Consider the following 18,655-nt stretch of genomic DNA (forward strand, 5'->3'; position numbering starts at 1 on the left):
CAAATGTTTACCGAACGTAAGAAGTGGATGTCCGGACGCTAGGTAGAAGTCACCCTTTGGTCACGATCGCCAGGCAGATGGTGACTCGCAGTGCCTCCGGTTCCTAGCGTTCCTCCGCATATGCGCCAAACGAGTGGCTTGGCGTGTCATATGCTCCGGTCAGACCGGCCGGAGGGTGTGGACTCTGCGGTGCGGACGACCGCAGAGTCTTCAGTGCTAGGAGGGCACACGAATGAGGAGATCCAAAGCAATCTCCGCCATGGCCGTGACGGCTGTGTCGGCTCTGGTGCTGACCGCCTGTGGCGGCGGAGGAGACAACTCCGGCGGCTCGTCTGACGACGTGGCGAGCATGGCCGAGGGCAAGGCGCAGGAGGGCGATGTCTTCAAGCTCGCCGATGTGCCCGAGATGGACCCGGTGACGGTCGCGATCGACGACAAGTTCACGGCCTACAACAACGACACCGCGGACGCGAACAGCTCGTACAACAACTACGTGCTGACCTCGGTGCTCGCCGGTCCGACCCTGCTCGATGGCAACAACAAGGTCCTGACCAACGGCGACCTGATGGAGTCGATCGAGGTCACCTCCGAGGATCCTTACACCGTCGAGTGGAAGATCAAGGACGGCGCCAAGTGGTCCGACGGTGAGGCCTGGGACTGCTCGGACTTCTACCTCTCCTGGCTGGCGCACTCCGGTAAGGCCGAGGGCTTCAACGTCGCCGCCAGCACCGGCTACGAGCTGATCGACCAGCCCGAGTGCAAGGACGCGCAGACCTTCACCGCCGAGTTCTCGCAGCCCTACATCGACTACGAGAACCTGTTCGCGAACGGCGCTGTCCTGCCGGCGCACATCCTCGAGCAGGAGACCGGCATCGACGACATCACGAAGATCAAGCCGGACTCGCCGAAGGTCTCCGACGTGGCCGAGTTCTGGGCAGGTGGCTGGAAGGGCTTCGACGAAGACCTGATGCCGGGCTCCGGGCCGTACAAGATCAAGAGCTTCGACCGTAACTCCGGTCGCGTCGTGCTCGACAAGAACCCGGAGTGGATCGGCGCCAAGGGTGGCCCCAAGGAGGTGACCGTCCGCACGATCCCGGACACCCAGGCCATGGCCACCGCGTTGGAGAACGGCGAGATCAACGTCGCCGCGTCGACCCAGCCGGACGCCACCGCCGCGACGACGATGCAGAACCTGGAGTCCCAGGGCGTCACCTACGGCTCCGCGCCGCAGCTGACCTACGAGCACCTGGACCTGAACTTCAAGCGCATTTTCTCCGACGAGGCCGCTCGCAAGGCGTTCTTCGCGGTCGTGCCGCGGCAGCAGATCGTCGACAAGCTGCTGAAGGGCGTCCAGCCCGACGCCGAGGTGCTGCAGAGCATCGTGTTCTTCCAGGGTGAGGACGGCTACCAGGACGTCTACAGCGACAAGGCCGGCCAGGGCGCCGAAGAGGCCGAGAAGATCCTGCAGGACGGTGGCTGGAAGAAGGGGAGCGACGGCATTTACGCCAAGAACGGTGAGCGCTTCTCGATCGAGATCTCCCACAACGAGAACGCCCGCCGGAAGCAGACCGTCGAGATCATCCAGTCGGCGGCGGCGAAGGCCGGTATCGAGGTCAAGGACGACCAGGACGCCAACTTCCTGGCGGGCCGCGTCGACAAGGGTGACTACGACGTCGCGCTGTTCGGCTGGTCCTCGGAGCCGTTCAAGTCCACGCAGAAGGACATCTACTCCACGGGTGGTGGCCAGAACTGGCAGGGCCTGAGCGACAAGGAGGTCGACAAGGCCTACGACGCCGCGGCCGACTCCACCAAGAAGGACGAGGCCCGGAAGCACTACCAGGAGGCTGACAAGGCACTGGCGAACACGCACGCGACACTCCCGCTCTTCGCCACGCCGTCGATGTGGGGCTTCCGCGGTATCGACCGGGTGTACATGCAGTCCTACAACGGTGCGCTGTGGAATGTCGGTGAATGGGAGGCCGCCGAGTAATCTCGGCAATTCCCCCGCCGGCAGTGCCCTGAGCACTGGACCGCGCTGACGTGGACGTCGGGGGCCGGGCAGATCGTCCGGCCCCCGACGTCCGACGTAAGTACCTGTTTACTCTGCACTGGTAACCACTATCGTGGCGCGAGCAGTAGCGCATGATTCCGGGCGGGGCTCGGACTAGGAGCAAGTCGTTGAACCTGGTTGTCTACATCCTTCGCCGATTGGCGATTTCGATTCCGATCCTTTTTGTCGGAAGTTTCCTGGTTTTCTGCATGGTCGCGGCCGCGGGTGATCCTCTCGGCGAACTGAGAACGCAGCCAGGTGTGAGTCAGGAGTCGATCGACCAGCTGTCGCACCAGCTGGGGCTCGACAAGGGCATCGTGCCGAGATACTTCGACTGGCTCGGTGGCTTCCTCACCGGCGACTGGGGTATCTCCATCGCCCAGGGCTCGAACATGCAGCCCGTGTTCCCGAAGATCATGAGTGCCTTCGAGGTCACGATCCAGCTGATTCTGGCCGCGGAGATCATCGCGCTGCTGCTCGGCGTGGCCGTCGGTGTGCTCGCGGCCGTGAAGCAGTACACGCCGATCGACTACATCGCGACGACGATGGCGTTCATCTTCTTCTCGATGCCGATCTTCTGTGTCGCGATCGTGCTGAAGATGTACGGCATCGACCTGAACGTGATGATCAACGATCTGGGCTGGGATTCCTGGCTCGGCAATCCGTTCCTGAAGACCACGAGCCCCGAGTCGCTCAGTGGGGACGGCTTCTTCGACTCGTTCATCACCTACATCGGCGGGTTGTTGTTGCCGACCCTGTCGATCATGTTCATCAGCTTCGCGGCCTACAGCCGGTTCCAGCGCTCGTCGATGCTCGAGACGATGAACATGGACTACGTCCGTACGGCGCAGGCCAAGGGCATCTCGCAGGGTCGCGTGATCATGCGGCACGCCTTCCGCAACGCGCTGATCCCGGTGACGACGCTGTTCTCGGTGAACTTCGTGACGGTTGTGACCGGCGCGATCATCACCGAGCGGGTGTTCGCGTGGAACGGCATGGGCTCCGTGCTCGTCGAGGCCGTGAACAAGAACGACCCGAACACGCTGATGGGCTGGATCGTGGTCATCGCCATCGCGGTGGTCGTCGCCAACCTCATCGCAGACCTGGTTTACGGCATTCTGGACCCGAGGATTCGCGTTGGCTGACTTGAACTCGATGGAGGCCGGTGCCGAGTCCGGCCGTGACAAGAACCCCGGCGGAAGCGCGGAAGCACTTCCGGAGGCCCGTAGTCAGGGCAGGATGGTGCTGCGGAAGTTCCTGCGGCACAAACTGGCCATGGGCAGCGTGGTCGTACTCGCGCTGATCGTCCTGGCCTCGATCGTCCTGCCGCTGTTCTACCCGCACAGCTACGCCGACGCCTCGTTCTCCTCCTATGTGGAGCCGAGCGTCGAGCATCCGTTGGGCACCACTCAGGTCGGCAAGGACATGATGGCGCAGGTGCTCAGGGGAACGCAGTTCTCCCTGCTCATCGCCATCACCGTGGCGTTGCTGACGACGATCGTCGGCGTCGTGCTCGGTGCGCTCGCCGGCTACCTCCGCGGGTTCGCCGACTCGGCGATCTCGCGGCTGACGGACCTGTTCCTGATCGTGCCGTCGATCGCGGCGGCGGCGATCATGGTGCGGGTGCTCAGCGGCAGCTGGTACGTCGTGGCGCTGGTGCTGGCGATGTTCGCGTGGATGCCGATCGCCAGGATCACGCGCGCCGAGGCGATGTCGTTGTCGCAGCGGGAGTTCATCGAGGCGGCGCGCGCCTCCGGTGCCGGAACCGGCCGCGTGGTGTTCAAGCATCTCGTGCCGAACATGGTCGGCACGATCACGGTGAACGCCACACTGGCAGTGGCGCAGGCCGTGCTCGCCGAGGCGGCGCTGTCGTTCATCGGCCTGGGCGTGCAGATCCCGGACACCTCGCTCGGCCTGGTGATCTCGGAGAACTACGAACAGATGCAGGGCAGGCCGTGGCTGTTCTTCGGTGCCTTCACGGTTCTGGTGCTGATCTCGCTGACGATCAACTTCATCGGCGACGGGCTGCGGGACGCGTTCGACCCCCGGCAGCGCGGCGTCAAGGCCTGACCCACAGAGTCGAAACACGAGAAGGGCGGTTGCCGTTTCCGCAGGGAAACGGCAACCGCCCTTCTCGTGTGGGGTGCCGGCAGGTTCACTCGGCGAGCGTGTACCGGCCCGCTTCCCAGGCCTCACGGCGCTCACGCTGCTTGGTCGGGTCGGCCACCGGGGCGGCGGCCAGCAGCCGCTTGGTGTAGTCGTGCTGCGGGTCGTGCAGCACCTGGTCCCGCTCGCCGACCTCGACCAACTCGCCCTTGCGCATCACGGCGACGCGGTCGGCCAGCAGGTCCACGACGGCGAGGTCGTGGCTGATGAACAGGCACGCGAAGTTGAGGCGCTGCTGCAGGTCGAGGAACAGGTCGAGAACCTTCGCCTGCACCGACACGTCCAGCGCGGACGTCGGCTCGTCGGCGATGAGCAGCTTCGGGTCCAGCGCCAGGGCACGCGCGATCGCGATGCGCTGGCGCTGACCGCCGGAGAGCTCGTGCGGGTAGCGGTTGCGGTAGTGCGCGGACAGCTGCACTTGGTCGAGCAGTTCCGTCACACGCGAGGTGAGCGCGTTGCCCGACAGTACCTTGTGCAGCACCAGCGGTTCCGCGATCGACTCACCGATCGTCATCTTCGGGTCCAGTGTGGACGCCGGATCCTGGAACACGATCGAGAAGTACCGGCGGAAGGGCCGGAGCTTCTTCGTCGACAGCTTCGTGATGTCACGGCCGCCGACGGACACCGTGCCCGACGTCGGGTCGAGCAACCGGATCGCGCACCGGCCGACGGTCGACTTGCCGGAGCCCGATTCGCCGACCAGGCCGAGGATCTCGCCGCGCTCGATACTCAGCGACACGTCGTCGACCGCGCGGACCTTGTTCTTGCGGCCACGGCCGGGGAACTCCAGCACGAGGTTCTTGAGCTCGAGCGCGGGCGCCTCCTCCTGTACCTCACCGGCCAGCTCCTCCTCGACCTCCTTGAGCCGCTCCGCGACCTCGGCGTCGGAGATCTCCGGTTCGGCCGGTACGGCCGGTTCGGACTCGAGGAGCCTGCGGCCCGCGGGGCGGGAACCGAGCACGGGAACCGCAGCGAGGAGGCGCTTCGTGTAGTCCTCCTGCGGGTTCGCGAACAGTTCCGCGACCGGTGCCTGCTCGACGATCTCGCCGTTGTACATGACGAGCACGCGGTCGGCGAGGTCGGCGACGACGCCCATGTCGTGCGTGATGAGCACGATCGCGGTGTTGAGCTCGTCGCGCAGCCGGCGCAGCAGGCCGAGGATCTCGGCCTGCACGGTCACGTCGAGCGCGGTCGTCGGCTCGTCGGCGATGATGATCTTCGGGTCGCACGAGATGGCCATCGCGATGACGACGCGCTGGCGCAGACCGCCGGAAAGCTGGTGCGGGTACTGCGTGATCCGCTTGTCCGGCTCGGGAAAGCCGACCAGTTCGAGGAGCTCGACGGCGCGCTTGTCAGCGGCGGCCTTCGACATGTCCTTGTGGTGCGCCTGCAGGGATTCCCGCAGCTGCCAGCCGATGGTGTACATCGGGTTCAGCGCGGTCATGGGCTCCTGGAAGATCATCGCCACGTCGTTGCCGCGGTGCTTGCGCAGCTCCTTGGGTGAGAGCCCGCCGAGGTCGAGGTTCTCGACCCTGCGCGCCCCCTTGATCGACGACGTCTTCGGCAGCAGGCCGGGGACGGACATCGAGGTCACGGACTTGCCCGACCCGGACTCGCCGACGATCGCGAGGATCTCCCCGGGCTCGACGTCAAAGCTGATGCCCTTGACGGCGTCGACCGGACCGTCCTCGGTCTTGAACGAGATGTGGAGATCCGAAATGGACAGGACTGGCCCGGTTGTGCCGGCGACCTGCGGTGATTGTGTTTCTGTGCTCACCAGATGCCCTTCGAGTGCGGGTTCGGGTGCCACGTTCGGTGGTCGTGGACGTTGGGCGCGAGGATAGTCGACATGGGCCGTTCGGGGGACGGGTCGAAGGAACTAATGTTGAGCTGTGATCTCGGACGATGATGGACACGGCCTCGTGCTGGTGCACGCGCATCCGGACGACGAGAGCATCACGACGGGCGGCACGATCGCCCGCTACGCAGCCGACGGCGTTCCTGTGACCGTCGTCACATGCACACTCGGCGAGGAGGGCGAGATCATTCCGCCCGCGCTGAACGAGCTCGGCGCGTGGGCTGGCGACCAGCTGGGCGGCTACCGCGACGGCGAGCTCGCCGCCGCGGGTCGGGCGCTGGGCTGGACCGGCCACCGGTATCTGGGCGGCACGGGCCGTTGGCGCGACTCGGGAATGGCGGGCACGCCGTCGGCCGAGCATCCGCGGGCCTTCACCGGCGGTGACGTCGACGCACAGGCGGGCCAGCTCGCGGCCGTCCTCGACGAGCTGCGCCCGCAAGTCGTCGTCACCTACGACGCCCACGGCGGATACGGCCACCCCGACCACATCCGCGCCCACGAGATCACCATGGCCGCGGCACCGCAGGTACCGTCGGTGCGCCGGGTGTTCCACACGGTGTCGTCGCGACGGGCGACCACCGAGGGCCTCGCGGCGTTGCGTGCCGCCGGCGACGTCGGATTCCGGATCCCCGACGACGAGGAACTGCCGACGACGCCGGACGCGGACATCACCACCGTGGTCGACATCCGCGCACACCGGTGGCGCAAGTTCGCCGCGCTCGCCGCCCACGAGACGCAGGTCGCGGTCGGACCGGACTGTTTCGCACTGTCCAACGGCATCGCTCAGCCGGTGCCCGCCGCCGAGTACTTCGTACTGGCCCACGGTCCGGCCGAGGGTGCCGACACCGACCTGTTCGGAGGGCTCCGATGAGCGGCGAACGACCCGCACCCGGGCGGACGGCGGCATGGCTCGCCCTGCTCTCGGTCGACGCCGTGCTACTGGCGTTGCTGGAGCTGTTCTTCCTGCCGTTGCGTCTCGACGGCACCCTGCTGCCCCGGGTCGGCGACGTGCCGTTCCCGATCGTCGTGGTGCTCGCCGCCCTGACGACACCGTGGCTGGTGTCGGCGGCCAGCAGGCTCGGCGAGCGCAGGCTGGGCATGGTGCCGCTGGTGGTGTGGGTACTGACGGTGTTGGTGGTGGGCATCGCGGGCCCCGGTGACGACCACGTCCTCATCGCGGACCTGCGCACGCTGCTGCTGCTCGGCTGCGGCGCGGTGCCCGCGGCGCTCGTGCTCGGCGGCGTTCTGGGCCGCGCGGCGCGGGAGTCGCGCGACCGGTCGTCGTCGGCGGCGTCCGCGAAACCCACCCGTCCGAGCCCGACACCGACACGGAGGTAGCCGCCGCCATGGCCGAGCACATCACCGATGCCTACGTGGTCAGCGTGCTGCGTCCCTACGTGCGTGCCACCGGCCCGCTGGTGGACGCCCTGCGGGAGAAGGACCCGTTCTCGGTGCTGGCGCGCGAGGCCGAGGACCCGGTGATCGACGACCCGAGGTTGCGCGACCGGCTGCTCCACGGGCTGAACGCCGTGAAGCTGCCCGGTACCGCCGCGTGGGCGGACATGGACACCGGGGCGCGCACGAAATGGTGGACGGGCAGGGTCGGCCGGTTCACGTCGCTGGTCGCCGCCGTGCCGGGGATCGCGGGCGCGGTGTCGGACCTACTGCCGGTGCAGGACACGATCGGTGCGGCGGGACAGGGGCTGCTGTTGTGCGCCCTCGCGGGCGAACGTGGCCACACGGACGTGGCCACGCGTGTCCGGCTGATCGCCTGGGCGCTGTTCGAACGCGACATCCCGCCGGAACTCGCCGAGGGCAGGAAGGCCGACCGCGGCGCCGAGGACGCCGAGACGGAGCGGCTGACCGAGGAACTCGACGGCGAACGCTCTGCGCGCGGCAGGACGTCACTGAAGACGGTGGCCCGCACGCTGTGGCGCCTCGGCCGGTCGCTGCAGGAGATCCCCGAGGAACTCGAGAAGCGGCCGAGTGGCCGCTTCTACCACAAGGCGCTCGGACTCCTGCCCGGAATCGGGATGGCCGCCGACTACCTGGGCGAGCGGTCCGGGCTCAAACGCGTCGCGAAGCGGGCGGACACATGGCTCGCCGCCCACCCCGCACCGGCCGCCGGAGCCCCGGGCGGGGACTGAATGGGCCCCGCCCACAGCGGGATCAGCGCCAGAACATGAACGCCAGCTGGCCGAGCTGCGCCGCGATGTCGTTGCCGCCGACGGCGCCGAAGATGGCGTTCGTGACGTCCCACAACGCAGCGCTGACGCCGGGCACGGCGATGATGAACGCGAACAGCACCAGCGGCGCCCACGGCCGCGCCTTTGCGCCGAACTCCCGCGCCTGCGGCGACAGGTACGGCTCGATGGCGCCGTAACCGTCCAGTCCCGGCACGGGCAGGATGTTCAGCACGAAGGCGAGGATCTGCACCGACGCCAGGTACGACAGGCCGATCATGAGCCCGGCGGGCAGTGGTGCGAGCACGATCACGAGCGTCAGCACGATGCCGATCGCGAGGTTGGCCAGCGGGCCCGCGAGCGACACCCACGAGGAGACCTTGCGGGAGCGGAGCGCCCACCGGTTGATCCACACCGCCCCGCCGGGCAGCGGGATGCCGCCGATGGCGAGGATGATCAGCGGTAGGACCAGCGACAGCACCGGGTCGGTGTAACGCCGGATGTCCATCGACAGGTAGCCCTTGAGCGCCACCTCCCGGTCGCCGCCGCGATAGGCCACGATCGCGTGACCGAATTCGTGCAGCGTCAGCGACACCGCCCAGCCGCCCAGTACGAGCAGGATGACGCCGAGAGTGCCGACGACGTCGCGGTCGATGCCGCCGAAGTTCACCGACAGCGGCGGGAAGAGGGCGCACAGTGCGCCGCCGACGGCTGTGACGGCGAGCAGGGCGTAGAAGAGCGGGCTGGGCCGGACCACCGAACGTTGCACGGCCCCATCCTCGCGCATCCGGTGCATGGCCGATGTAAGCGGCGGGGGTCGGACGTGGCGGGTGGTCCGGTCCAGGCGTCCGTCGATCGGGGCCGCCGGGTCGACGCACCGCTTACGCCGTGGTGTGATCGAGACGCGAAATGAGTTGTGAGATCGCTGTGTGCCCGCCTCGGCGTGTCCGCTTGCAAAACCGCCGCGATCTATCCCCCATCCTCGCTACTCCGCTTGACCTCGCCGCACTACACAGGTGTAATCACATTGATGTCATTCGCTGCCAAAAGGGGGGCAGTGCAGGGCAGGTTCGCACTGCGAACCGGTCTGACGGGCTCAGGGGACGAACACCGCCAGCCTGGGAGTGCGTGGAAGCGAGGAGGCGGACGTGCGGTTGGACATGACGGGAACCGAGTGGGGACGGCCGGTGGACCGGGCTGCCCAGACTGACGGCGAGTTCGAGGCGCTCGCGGAGCTCCTCGACATCACCGACGAACAGGAGTGGCAGGAACGGGCGCTCTGCGCGCAGACCGACCCGGAGGCGTTCTTCCCGGAGAAGGGCGGCTCGACGCGGGAGGCCAAGCGGATCTGCCAGGGCTGCGAGGTGAAGGACGACTGCCTCGAGTACGCGCTGGCGCACGACGAACGCTTCGGCATCTGGGGCGGACTGTCCGAACGGGAACGTCGGAAGCTCAAGAAGCGCGCCGTCTGACACTGCTCGCCGGGCACGCGCGTCGGCAGGCGTACCGTGCGCACGCGAGTGCGCGAGGGACGATCCGGCACGTGCGTCCGTGACGGTGCTGCACGGTGACGTTTGCTGCACCGCGACGGTGCTGCACGGTCACCGCACCGTGACGTCGGTGCGTCGCCGTTGTGCCGGTGATCCCCGCGCTGGTGATCCTCGAGCTCCGGAGTGACGCAGTGCCCCGAACATCGCAGTCCGGTCCGGCCGAATCCGGTCGCGGGCCGTCCGATCACGACTCGTCCGGCCCTGCCGCCGAACCGGAGACGAACGCCGGGCCCGACGCGCATTCCGATACGGCCGTGGCCCACGGCGGCTGCTCCCCGGACGGGCCCGCCGACTCCGACGACGTCGTGACTCCCGACGAGGCCGACAGCTCCGGCGAGACCGACAGCTCCGCCGAGGCCGACAGCTCCGGCGAGGCAGCGGCATCGGAGCGGGCGCAGTACGGGAGGTCCGCGGTGCGGCGGTTCCTGCTCGCCCCGCCGACCGTGCTCACACTGGCGCTCACCGTCCTGGCACTGCTGCTGCACGGCGTGGCGGCCGACCGTCTCGGCGTGGACCTCGCGGGCGGAGCGCTGCTGCCGGTCGGGGACCTCGGCGACGTCTGGTCCGCCTACCTCGACGCGTGGCACGGCGTCGCGGGCGGCACGACGAGCGCAGGTTCACCCGCACTGGCGGTACTGGGCGGGCTGGGCGCCGTGCTCGGCGGCCCCGCGGTCGCCGTCTCTCTGCTCCTCCTGCTCGACCTGCCCGCCTCGGCACTCGTCGCCTACGCCGCGACCCGGCGGCTCGGCGCAGGCCGGTGGGCCCGAGCGGGCGGGGCCGCCGCCTACGCGCTCGCGCCCGCCGCGACCGACGCGGTCTCATCCGGGCGGATCGGCGTCGTCGTCGTGCACATCGCACTGCCCGCGGTCGTCGCCGGAATCGCGTCACTGCTGCTCGGCGGTGACGTGCGCCGGTTGCCTCTCAGTGCGTCGTGCGCGCTGGGGATGGCGCTGCTCGGCGTGTTCTCCCCGGTCACGTACGGGATGGTCCTGGTCGGCCTGCTCGCCGCGTTCGTGGCGCTGCCCGTTCCGGGCGGGCGGTCGTGGAAGGGGCTGCCCGCCATCGGCATGGTCGTGCTGGTGCCGCTCGCGCTGGCGCTGCCGTGGCTACCGACGCTGGTCACGCATCCCGAACTGCTGCTGCACGGGCTCACCGGACCCGCTGACGCGGCGACGGTCGCGAGCCTGGCGGGCCTGCATCCGTCGGGCGGCGTTCCACTGGGGCTCGTGCTGGTGGTCGTCGCCGTGGCCGCGCTCGTCACGGCGGCGTCCGTGCGGATGGCCACGGGGGCGGTGCTCGTCGTGATCGGCTGCGCGGGCGTGGCCGTCACACAGCTCGTGTGGGCGGAACCGGTCACCGGTGGCGGAGAGCTGCCGGGTTATGCCGGGGCGCCGCTCGTGGTCGTCACCGCGGGACTGGTGGCGATCGTGCTCGGCGTCCGTCGCGGCGCGGGTGACGGCGGATTGCCCGTGGTGGCTGCGGGTTGCGCGGCCGTCACCCTCGTCATGCTGGCGATGGTGGCGTTCCTCGGCGGGTCGGGCGAGGTGCGGGACGGCGGCGGGGTGCGGCTGCCCGCGGCGCTGGCCGACGAACTGGCTGACAGCGGACGCGGCGCCCTCGTACTGGGCCGCGACGGGGTGCCGGTGCCGCCACCGGATCGGCTCGCTGCCGGGCGCACCCCGCAGTTCGGCGATGACGCGTTCGCTCCCGCGGAGGGGATGGCGGAGCGACTCGAAGGCTGGCGTAACGGGCTGTTGGCCGGTTCGCGTGACGCGGTGACGAACGCCGCCGCGGCCGGGGTCGAGTTCGTGGTGTTGCCGCCCGGTGAGAACGGTGGCGCGCTGCGCGCGGAGGCGGGGGACCTCGTGCGCTCGGTCCCGTCGGCCTCCGGCGGCCGTACGGTGCTGCGGCTGACGCCGGAGGCCGGCCAGGTCACGCTCGTGTCCCCGGAACAGGCGCATCGCGCGGTCAGCGGCAGTGCTCCGAGTGACGAGCTCATGCGCGGCTCGGCGATCGCCCCGGTCGACGCGCGCCTGCCCGAGGCGCGCGTGCGCGTGTCGGAGGGCCCGGACGGCAGGCTCCTGGTGCTGGCCGCGGAGTACGAACCCGGGTGGAGCGCGACGGTCGACGGCGAACCGGTGCCGATCACACCGGCGTGGGGACACCAGGTGTCGGTGGCGGTGCCGGAGTCGGAGTCCGAGGTCGTGGTCCGCTACACCGCGCCGTGGCACTCGGTGTTCCTGCTCGTCGGCGTGGCGGCGCTGCTGTTCACGGTGCTCACGGCCGTACCGGGCAGGTTGCGGACCGCCCGCGGCCGGTGAGGGGGCGGGCGGCTCAGTGACCGCCGTCGATGATGTCCGGTTCCACGCCGATGTAGGCCGCGATCTGTTCGACGAGCACGTCGTGCACCAGGTCGGCCAGGTCGGACGGGTCCTGGGCGCGCGCCTCGAGCGGCCTGCGGTAGAGCACGATACGCGCGCGGGTCGGCAGCCCGGACCTGTCGACACCCGCCGGGACCAGCCGCGACAACGGGACGGCACCGTCGTGCAGTACTCCCTCGTCGACCGTGCCCGGCGGGCCGTCCTTGACCTCGGGGACGTCGTCGACCGCGACGTCGAGTTTCGTCAGTTCGCTGCGCCAGCGACCTTCGATGGGTTCGAGCGCGTCCAGCACCAGCGAGTCGAACCGCTCGGCGGGAGTCGACGCGGCGGGCAGACTGGCCGGATACAGCGGACCGCGGAGTCCCCGCCCGTGGCGGTCGCGTCGCATGCGCCGTCGAAACCGTGCACCTCGAGCCGTCGTCACCGGGCCAAGGGTACCCATCCGCCCGCCCCGGCCGCACCAACCTTCCCGGCGATGCACCCGGGGAACGGCAGATGCGGTGGGTGTGCGGTGGCCTACTTCGGGGTGTCGGCGGCGCGTCGAAGGGGCCGCCCGGGTCCGTGTCCGATCGCTGCGCGCGGTCGGCGCCGAGGGACGGGTGGGGCGGGAGACGGGCGGGCGTGTCAGCTACCCCTCCCCCGGGAGGAGGGGCTATCGTGATCAACCGTGCGGAGCGTGCGGAAGTGTTCGCGGACGGGCTGTCATGAGCCCGCCGTCGCCACGCTGACCTACGCCTACAGCGACTCGACCGCGGTGGTGGGGCCGCTCGCCACGTCGTCCGAACCGCACTCCTACGACCTGTGCGAGACGCATGCGATGCGGTTGACGGTGCCGCGTGGCTGGGAGGTCGTGCGGCACGAGGGTGGCTTCTCCCCTCCGGAACCCACCGTCGACGAGCTGACCGCGCTCGCGGAGGCCGTGCGGGAGGCGGGCAGGCCCGAGCCCGTGGAACCGACTGCCGCGGTGTCGCATCGCTCCGGCGAGGCGGGTGCGACGGGCACCGAGCCGGGCAGGCGTGGGCACCTGCGCGTTCTCCCCGGGCACGCGTAGTTCGAGGAGACGGCGAGCCCGCGCCGGACGGCGCACGAGACCGTGACGTTCGGAACACGGTCGGTGCCACGCTCAGTGATCCGGAACCCGTGACGTCACCGCTGCGTTGGCATGATCGGGCGAATGGGTACGCTCCGGGGCGAGGTTTCAGGCTCTGGGGAGTCACCAATCGGATGATCGGGGAGTGAGGCGTGTCAGACCTGTCGGCCATCGTGAAGGCCTACGACATTCGTGGCGTCGTCGGTGACCAGCTGGACGCAGGCCTGGTGCGGGACTTCGGTGCCGCGTTCGCCCTGCTCATCAAGCCCGACTCGCCGTCGGTGGTCATCGGCCACGACATGCGTGACTCGTCGCCGGAACTGGCGTCCGCGTTCGCCGAGGGCGTGACGTCGCAGGGACTCGACGTCGTGTCGATCGGCCTGGCCAGCACCGACGAGCTGTACTTCGCGTCCGGCAAGCTCGCGATGCCCGGTGCCATGTTCACGGCCAGCCACAACCCGGCCGAGTACAACGGCATCAAGCTCTGCCGGTCCGGTGCCGCGCCGGTCGGCCAGGACACCGGGCTGGCGGAGATCCGCGACACCGTCGAGCACGGGGTGCCCGAGTTCGCCGGCCAGGCCGGGGAGATCACCGAGCGCGATGTGCTCTCGGAGTACGCGGACTACCTGCGTTCGCTGGTCGACCTGACCGGGATCCGCCCGTTGACGGTGGTCGTCGACGCGGGCAACGGCATGGGTGGTCACACCGTGCCCACGGTGTTCGAGGGCCTGCCGATCGAGATCGTCCCGATGTACTTCGAGCTCGACGGCACGTTCCCCAACCACGAGGCCAACCCGCTGGACCCGAAGAACCTCGTCGACCTGCAGGCGAAGGTCCGCGAGACCGGGGCGGACGTCGGCCTGGCCTTCGACGGCGACGCCGACCGGTGCTTCGTGATCGACGAGAACGGCGACCCGGTTTCTCCGTCGGCGGTCACCGCGCTGGTGGCGAGCAGGGAACTGGCGAAGGAGCCGGGCGGGGTCGTCATCCACAACCTGATCACGTCGAAGGCGGTGCCGGAGATCGTGACCGAACAGGGCGGCACGGCGATCCGCACCCGCGTGGGCCACTCGTTCATCAAGGCGGAGATGGCGCGCACGGGTGCGGTGTTCGGCGGTGAGCACTCGGCGCACTACTACTTCCGCGACTTCTGGCGTGCCGACACCGGCATGCTCGCCGCGCTGCACGTACTCGCCGCGCTGGGTGAGCAGCCGGGCACGCTGTCGGGGCTGACCGCGCGGTATTCGCGGTACGCCGCCTCCGGTGAGATCAATTCGACGGTCGAGGACCAAGCGGGCAGGCTGGCCGCGGTGAAGGAGACCTACGAGGGCCGCGGCGGTGCGTCGGTGGACGAGCTGGACGGGCTGACGGTCGACTTCGGTGACCGCTGGTTCAATCTCCGCGCGTCGAACACCGAGCCGCTGCTGCGCCTGAACGTCGAGGCGCCGGACGAGGCGGCCGTGACGGCACTGACCGACGAGGTGCTGGCGATCGTCCGTGCGTGAGCGGTCCGCGGCCCGGACCGACCGGCCGCTGACGAACACTTTTCGACTGCCCTCCGAGGGGAGGGCCAACCGTGGTAAATAGGAAAAATGGCCGTCACTCTCGATCCGCAACTGCTCGACATTCTCGCGTGCCCGTCGGCGGACCACGCCCCGCTGACGGCCGGCACGCCGGATGACCCTGCTGCCGACGTGCTGACCTGCACGTCCTGCGGCAGGCGGTACCCCGTGCGGGACGGCATTCCGGTGCTGTTGCTCGACGAGGCCGACGGCGGCCGACCGGCCGCCGACCCCGCGGGCGCGGGTGATCCGGAGACCGATGGCGATTCCGAGGCCGGCAGTGTTTGACGACACGCTCCTCGACGACCCGCGCCGGCTCGACGACGCCGACACGGGCGGTGTGCTGCGTGCGGCCGCGATGGCCGGTGCGCAGGTGCGGTCGACGATCGAGGCCGCGAACGAGCTGGAGCTGGCGGAGCGGCTGGACATCGGGCGGCCCCGGTCGCTCGTGGTCATCGTGCGGCCCGGGGCGGGTCACGGCGCGGCGCAGCTGCTGACGGCCCTGTTGGCGCCCGCCTGCCCGGTGCCGGTCGTGGTGACCGACACGGTGCCGCCGTGGATCGGTGCGCTCGACGTCGTGCTGGCGCACACCGACGATCCGTACGACCGTGACCTGGCGGTGTCGCTGGAGCGGGCCGCGCGCTACGGCGCGACGGTTGTGCTGTCGGCGCCGCCGGAGGGGCCGGTCGCGTCGGCGGTGGCGGGCCGCGGCCTGGTGTTGTCGCCGCGGGTGGTGGGCCCGCCCGAGCTGGCGTTCCCGCGCGCGTTGACTGCGGGGCTGCTCACCGCGGGTGCGCTCGGACTGCTGGTGTCGGATGTCGACGGCCTCGCGGACCGGCTGGACAACGAGGCGGCCCGCGGGCACCTCGAACACGAGTCGTTCGTGAATCCGGCGAAGTCGCTGGCGCTGCGGATCGCAGATCGGACGCCGCTGCTGTGGGGGCTGGATCACGCCGGGGTGGCCGTCGGGCAGCACGCCGCCTACGCGATGGGCGCGCACGCGGCGATCGTGGCGGATGTGGCCGACTATCGGCAGGCGCTCGCCCGCCCGGCGCTGCACGCCATGGCCGCACGTGGCGGTGACGAACGGGACATCTTCGCCGACCCGGATTTCGACGAGGTCGGCGGCTCCGCTCCGCCGCGTGCTCTGCTGTTGGCGGTGCGCAGCGGCCCGGCGACCGACGACGCGCGGTTCCGCGTGGGGGAGACCCTGCCCGCCGCGGACGTGCTCGCACCGGCGGAGGAGCTCACCGACGCCGACGACGCCGCGTGCGCCGCCGTGCTGGCGTTGCGATTCGAGTTCGCCGCGGTGTACCTGGGGCTCGCGGCTGGAACCATCGGGGGAGCCGGCCGCGTCGCGCCGCTGTCACTGTGACGGTGGCACGGCCGGGCGAGGCCGGCGAGGAGTGGAGTTGACCGTGGAGCTGCTGCAGGGCGCGGTGCGGGCGTACGCGTGGGGGTCCCGCACGACGATTCCGGAGCTGCTGGGCCGCCCCGTCCCGTCGCCGCACCCGGAGGCCGAACTGTGGTACGGCGCACATCCCGGGGACCCGGCCCGGCTGCGGCGGGCCGACGGCAGCGAGGTGAGCCTGCTCGACGTCGTGGACGCGGATCCGCAGGGCCAACTGGGTATGCGGTGCGCCGATCGGTGGGACGGCAGGTTGCCGTTCCTGTTGAAGATCCTCGCGGCGGAGGAACCGCTGTCGATGCAGGCGCACCCGTCGGCGGAACAGGCCGCGGAGGGCTACGCCCGCGAGGAGGCCGCGGGAATCCCGCGGGACGCGGCGAACCGCAACTATCCAGACCCGACGCCGAAGCCCGAGCTGGTGTGCGCGCTCACCGAGTTCCACGCGCTCGCGGGGTTCCGCGATCCGCACCGCACCGTGCGGCTGCTGCGTGAGATCGAGACGCCCGGCCTGGCGCACTACGTCGAGCTGCTGGCCGGGCAGCCGGATCCCGACGGCCTGCGCGCGCTGTTCACGACGTGGATCACCCTGCCGCAGTCGACGCTGGCCGAGCTGCTGCCCGAGGTGCTCGAAGCCTGCGTGCGGCATGTCGGGGCGAAGGGTGAGTTCGCCGCCGAGTGCCGCACCGTGCTGCAGCTCGGCGAGGCGCATCCGCGGGACGCGGGCGTGCTGGCGGCGCTGCTGCTCAACCGCGTGACGCTGCACGCGGGCGAGGCGTTGTACCTACCCGCGGGGAATCTGCACCTGTATGTCTACGGCACGGCCATCGAGATCCTCGCCAACTCCGACAACATCCTCCGTTGCGGGTTGACTCCGAAGCACGTCGACGTGCCCGAACTGTTGCGCGTGGTCGACTTCGGGTGCGGTGACATGCCGGTGCTGACCGGCGAACCCGACGGCACGGCCGCGGTCTATCGCACCGAGACGCCGGAGTTCCAGCTCTCACGGGTCGACTGGGACACGGTCGACCGGCGCGAGATCGAACTGGCCGGTGCGGGACCGGAGATCCTGCTCTGCACCGCCGGTGAGCTGTTGCTCTACGACGACGAGGGCACGAAGGTCGAATTGCGGCGGGGCGAGTCGGTGTGGCGGCCCGCGTCGGATCCGCCGGTGCGGGTCCGTGCGGTCGGTGAGGACGCCGCGCAGCTCTTCCGTGCCACCGCGGGCACATCCCTGCACGGGCATTGACGGCGGACCGCGTGCCCGTGTAGCCGCCAGGAGTTGGAGACCGGCCGGGCAACCGTCCATGGCCCGGTGCTGCGGTCGGGTCCGGTCAATCGGCACTTTTGACACGGTCAGGTCGCTGGCGATGACCGAAATGGTCACTTCCGTCGTGATCCACTTCAGTGATGTCACCCATCGGGGCTAGGGTTCGGGCGTTCGTCCGTTATGTAGACGTTTCATTCCCCTTGTCCGATCCCCACGGGAGTCTCCTGATGTCTGTTCGTCCACGTTTCCGGCTGCGAGCGCTCGCCACCTCGGCGATTGTGTTGGGCGTCCTGGCCGCTTCGGTGCCGGCCGCCACGGCGACGGAGCCCGACGAGGAGGATTCCCGAGCCGAGGTCGTCGAGGGCAACGTCGACGAGGGCATGCCAGGCGCCTGCGAGAAGGCCGGTCTCGACGGCGAGTCGATCGACAAAAGCGATGTCGATTTCGAGATCGGAGAATCGGGACAGTTTCTGACCATCACCGCGGTTCCGGCGGATGTCGAGGTCACCGGAATCATCGTGAAGGGCGGCCCCCGCTACAACCGGTACGAGCCGGGTCAGAGGGACCTGCGCTCGGAACCCGTGTGGGAGGAACTGCACTCCCCGCTGAACGACGGCGGGAACATTCCGCAGATCAGTCACTGGTTCCTCTGTGGTACGTCCACCCCGGTGACGACAACGCCGCCGGTGACGACGACGCCGCCCGACACGACGACGCCGCCGGTGACGACGACGCCCGACACGACGACGCCGGTGACAACGACGCCCGGCAGCACCACCACCGGTCCGGACACGACGTCCACAACGGATTCGCGCGGCCCGTCGACATCGGGCTCGTCGGGTGCGTCCACCACGACTTCGCAGGAAGCCGTCGTTCCCGTGAACGACACCGACGACCTCGCTTCCACCGGCTTCGGTGCAGGCTGGATGCTCGGCCTCGGTGCCCTGCTGCTCGCGGGCGGCGGCGCGCTGATGGTGCTCACCAGGAAGCGGCGCACAACCTCCTGACGGGCGTTCTCCCCGGAGGTCCCGGCCGCGGCATCGCCCGGTCGGGACCTCCGCCCGCGTTCCCGTGACCACGGGAATACCCTGAGTTCACCAGATTGGTCGATATGCGGTTGCTGCTTGCCGGAGTGGGCCG

General features: G+C 69.6%; 17 protein-coding genes. 14 read left to right on the forward strand and 3 right to left on the reverse strand.

Going from position 1 to position 18,655, the window contains the following annotated elements; translation table 11 throughout:
• The first annotated feature begins 232 nt into the window (after positions 1-232).
• The 3 genes from FHS23_RS08375 to FHS23_RS08385 all read left to right on the forward strand — a co-directional run bounded on the left by FHS23_RS08375 (position 233) and on the right by FHS23_RS08385 (position 4,120).
• Positions 233-1,990 carry an ABC transporter family substrate-binding protein gene (locus FHS23_RS08375; RefSeq protein ID WP_183650353.1) on the forward strand — a complete coding sequence of 586 codons (1,758 nt, stop codon included), beginning with the start codon at positions 233-235 and terminating at the stop codon, positions 1,988-1,990.
• A gap of 188 nt (positions 1,991-2,178) precedes the next feature.
• Positions 2,179-3,195, forward strand: coding sequence for an ABC transporter permease (locus FHS23_RS08380; protein WP_183650356.1), 1,017 nt, complete (start codon positions 2,179-2,181; stop codon positions 3,193-3,195).
• 1 nt (position 3,196) lies between these two features.
• Positions 3,197-4,120, forward strand: coding sequence for an ABC transporter permease (locus FHS23_RS08385; RefSeq protein WP_183651229.1), 924 nt, complete (start codon positions 3,197-3,199; stop codon positions 4,118-4,120).
• Positions 4,121-4,205: 85 nt separating this feature from the next.
• Here the strand turns inward: FHS23_RS08385 and FHS23_RS08390 are convergent, their stop codons facing one another.
• Complete coding sequence (locus FHS23_RS08390; protein WP_183650358.1) at positions 4,206-5,993, reverse strand: dipeptide ABC transporter ATP-binding protein; 1,788 nt, start codon at positions 5,991-5,993, stop codon at positions 4,206-4,208.
• Between the two features lie 118 nt (positions 5,994-6,111).
• Between FHS23_RS08390 and mshB the strand changes: the two genes are divergently transcribed.
• The 3 genes from mshB to FHS23_RS08405 are packed head-to-tail and all read left to right on the forward strand — an operon-like array spanning position 6,112 to position 8,221.
• Positions 6,112-6,945, forward strand: coding sequence for an N-acetyl-1-D-myo-inositol-2-amino-2-deoxy-alpha-D-glucopyranoside deacetylase (gene mshB, locus FHS23_RS08395; RefSeq protein WP_183651232.1), 834 nt, complete (start codon positions 6,112-6,114; stop codon positions 6,943-6,945).
• The gene (locus FHS23_RS08400) at positions 6,942-7,412 is read left to right on the forward strand and encodes a hypothetical protein (RefSeq protein WP_183650361.1); all 471 of its coding nucleotides are present in this window, start codon (positions 6,942-6,944) and stop codon (positions 7,410-7,412) included. Before mshB ends, FHS23_RS08400 begins: the two co-directional genes overlap by 4 nt.
• Positions 7,413-7,420: 8 nt before the next feature.
• Positions 7,421-8,221 (forward strand): hypothetical protein, encoded by an 801-nt coding sequence (locus tag FHS23_RS08405; RefSeq protein ID WP_183650364.1) that lies wholly within the window; start codon positions 7,421-7,423, stop codon positions 8,219-8,221.
• A 22-nt stretch (positions 8,222-8,243) separates the two neighbouring features.
• Here the strand turns inward: FHS23_RS08405 and FHS23_RS08410 are convergent, their stop codons facing one another.
• Complete coding sequence (locus tag FHS23_RS08410; protein WP_183650367.1) at positions 8,244-9,026, reverse strand: zinc metalloprotease; 783 nt, start codon at positions 9,024-9,026, stop codon at positions 8,244-8,246.
• A gap of 379 nt (positions 9,027-9,405) precedes the next feature.
• Between FHS23_RS08410 and FHS23_RS08415 the strand changes: the two genes are divergently transcribed.
• Positions 9,406-9,729: a WhiB family transcriptional regulator gene (locus FHS23_RS08415; RefSeq protein ID WP_253830584.1), complete on the forward strand. Its 324-nt coding sequence runs from the start codon at positions 9,406-9,408 to the stop codon at positions 9,727-9,729.
• A gap of 209 nt (positions 9,730-9,938) precedes the next feature.
• Positions 9,939-12,128 (forward strand): hypothetical protein, encoded by a 2,190-nt coding sequence (locus FHS23_RS08420; RefSeq protein WP_343053731.1) that lies wholly within the window; start codon positions 9,939-9,941, stop codon positions 12,126-12,128.
• 13 nt (positions 12,129-12,141) lie between these two features.
• Here the strand turns inward: FHS23_RS08420 and FHS23_RS08425 are convergent, their stop codons facing one another.
• Entirely contained in the window at positions 12,142-12,576 is a 435-nt protein-coding gene (locus tag FHS23_RS08425; protein WP_183650370.1) for a metallopeptidase family protein, read from the reverse strand.
• Between the two features lie 279 nt (positions 12,577-12,855).
• Between FHS23_RS08425 and FHS23_RS08430 the strand changes: the two genes are divergently transcribed.
• From FHS23_RS08430 to FHS23_RS08455, 6 genes are all read left to right on the forward strand, one after another.
• Positions 12,856-13,239, forward strand: coding sequence for a DUF3499 family protein (locus FHS23_RS08430; RefSeq protein ID WP_183650373.1), 384 nt, complete (start codon positions 12,856-12,858; stop codon positions 13,237-13,239).
• A gap of 191 nt (positions 13,240-13,430) precedes the next feature.
• Positions 13,431-14,783: a phosphomannomutase/phosphoglucomutase gene (locus FHS23_RS08435; protein ID WP_183650376.1), complete on the forward strand. Its 1,353-nt coding sequence runs from the start codon at positions 13,431-13,433 to the stop codon at positions 14,781-14,783.
• A gap of 87 nt (positions 14,784-14,870) precedes the next feature.
• Entirely contained in the window at positions 14,871-15,128 is a 258-nt protein-coding gene (locus FHS23_RS08440; protein ID WP_183650380.1) for a Trm112 family protein, read from the forward strand.
• Positions 15,100-16,215, forward strand: a complete 1,116-nt coding sequence (locus FHS23_RS08445; RefSeq protein WP_183650383.1) for a hypothetical protein — start codon at positions 15,100-15,102, stop codon at positions 16,213-16,215. Before FHS23_RS08440 ends, FHS23_RS08445 begins: the two co-directional genes overlap by 29 nt.
• 37 nt (positions 16,216-16,252) lie before the next feature.
• Positions 16,253-17,494, forward strand: a complete 1,242-nt coding sequence (gene manA, locus FHS23_RS08450) for a mannose-6-phosphate isomerase, class I (protein WP_221218990.1) — start codon at positions 16,253-16,255, stop codon at positions 17,492-17,494.
• Between the two features lie 248 nt (positions 17,495-17,742).
• Positions 17,743-18,522 carry a hypothetical protein gene (locus tag FHS23_RS08455; RefSeq protein ID WP_183650386.1) on the forward strand — a complete coding sequence of 260 codons (780 nt, stop codon included), beginning with the start codon at positions 17,743-17,745 and terminating at the stop codon, positions 18,520-18,522.
• The last annotated feature ends 133 nt before the right edge of the window (positions 18,523-18,655 follow it).

The organism is Prauserella isguenensis (assembly GCF_014191605.1).
Classification (GTDB): domain Bacteria; phylum Actinomycetota; class Actinomycetes; order Mycobacteriales; family Pseudonocardiaceae; genus Prauserella; species Prauserella isguenensis.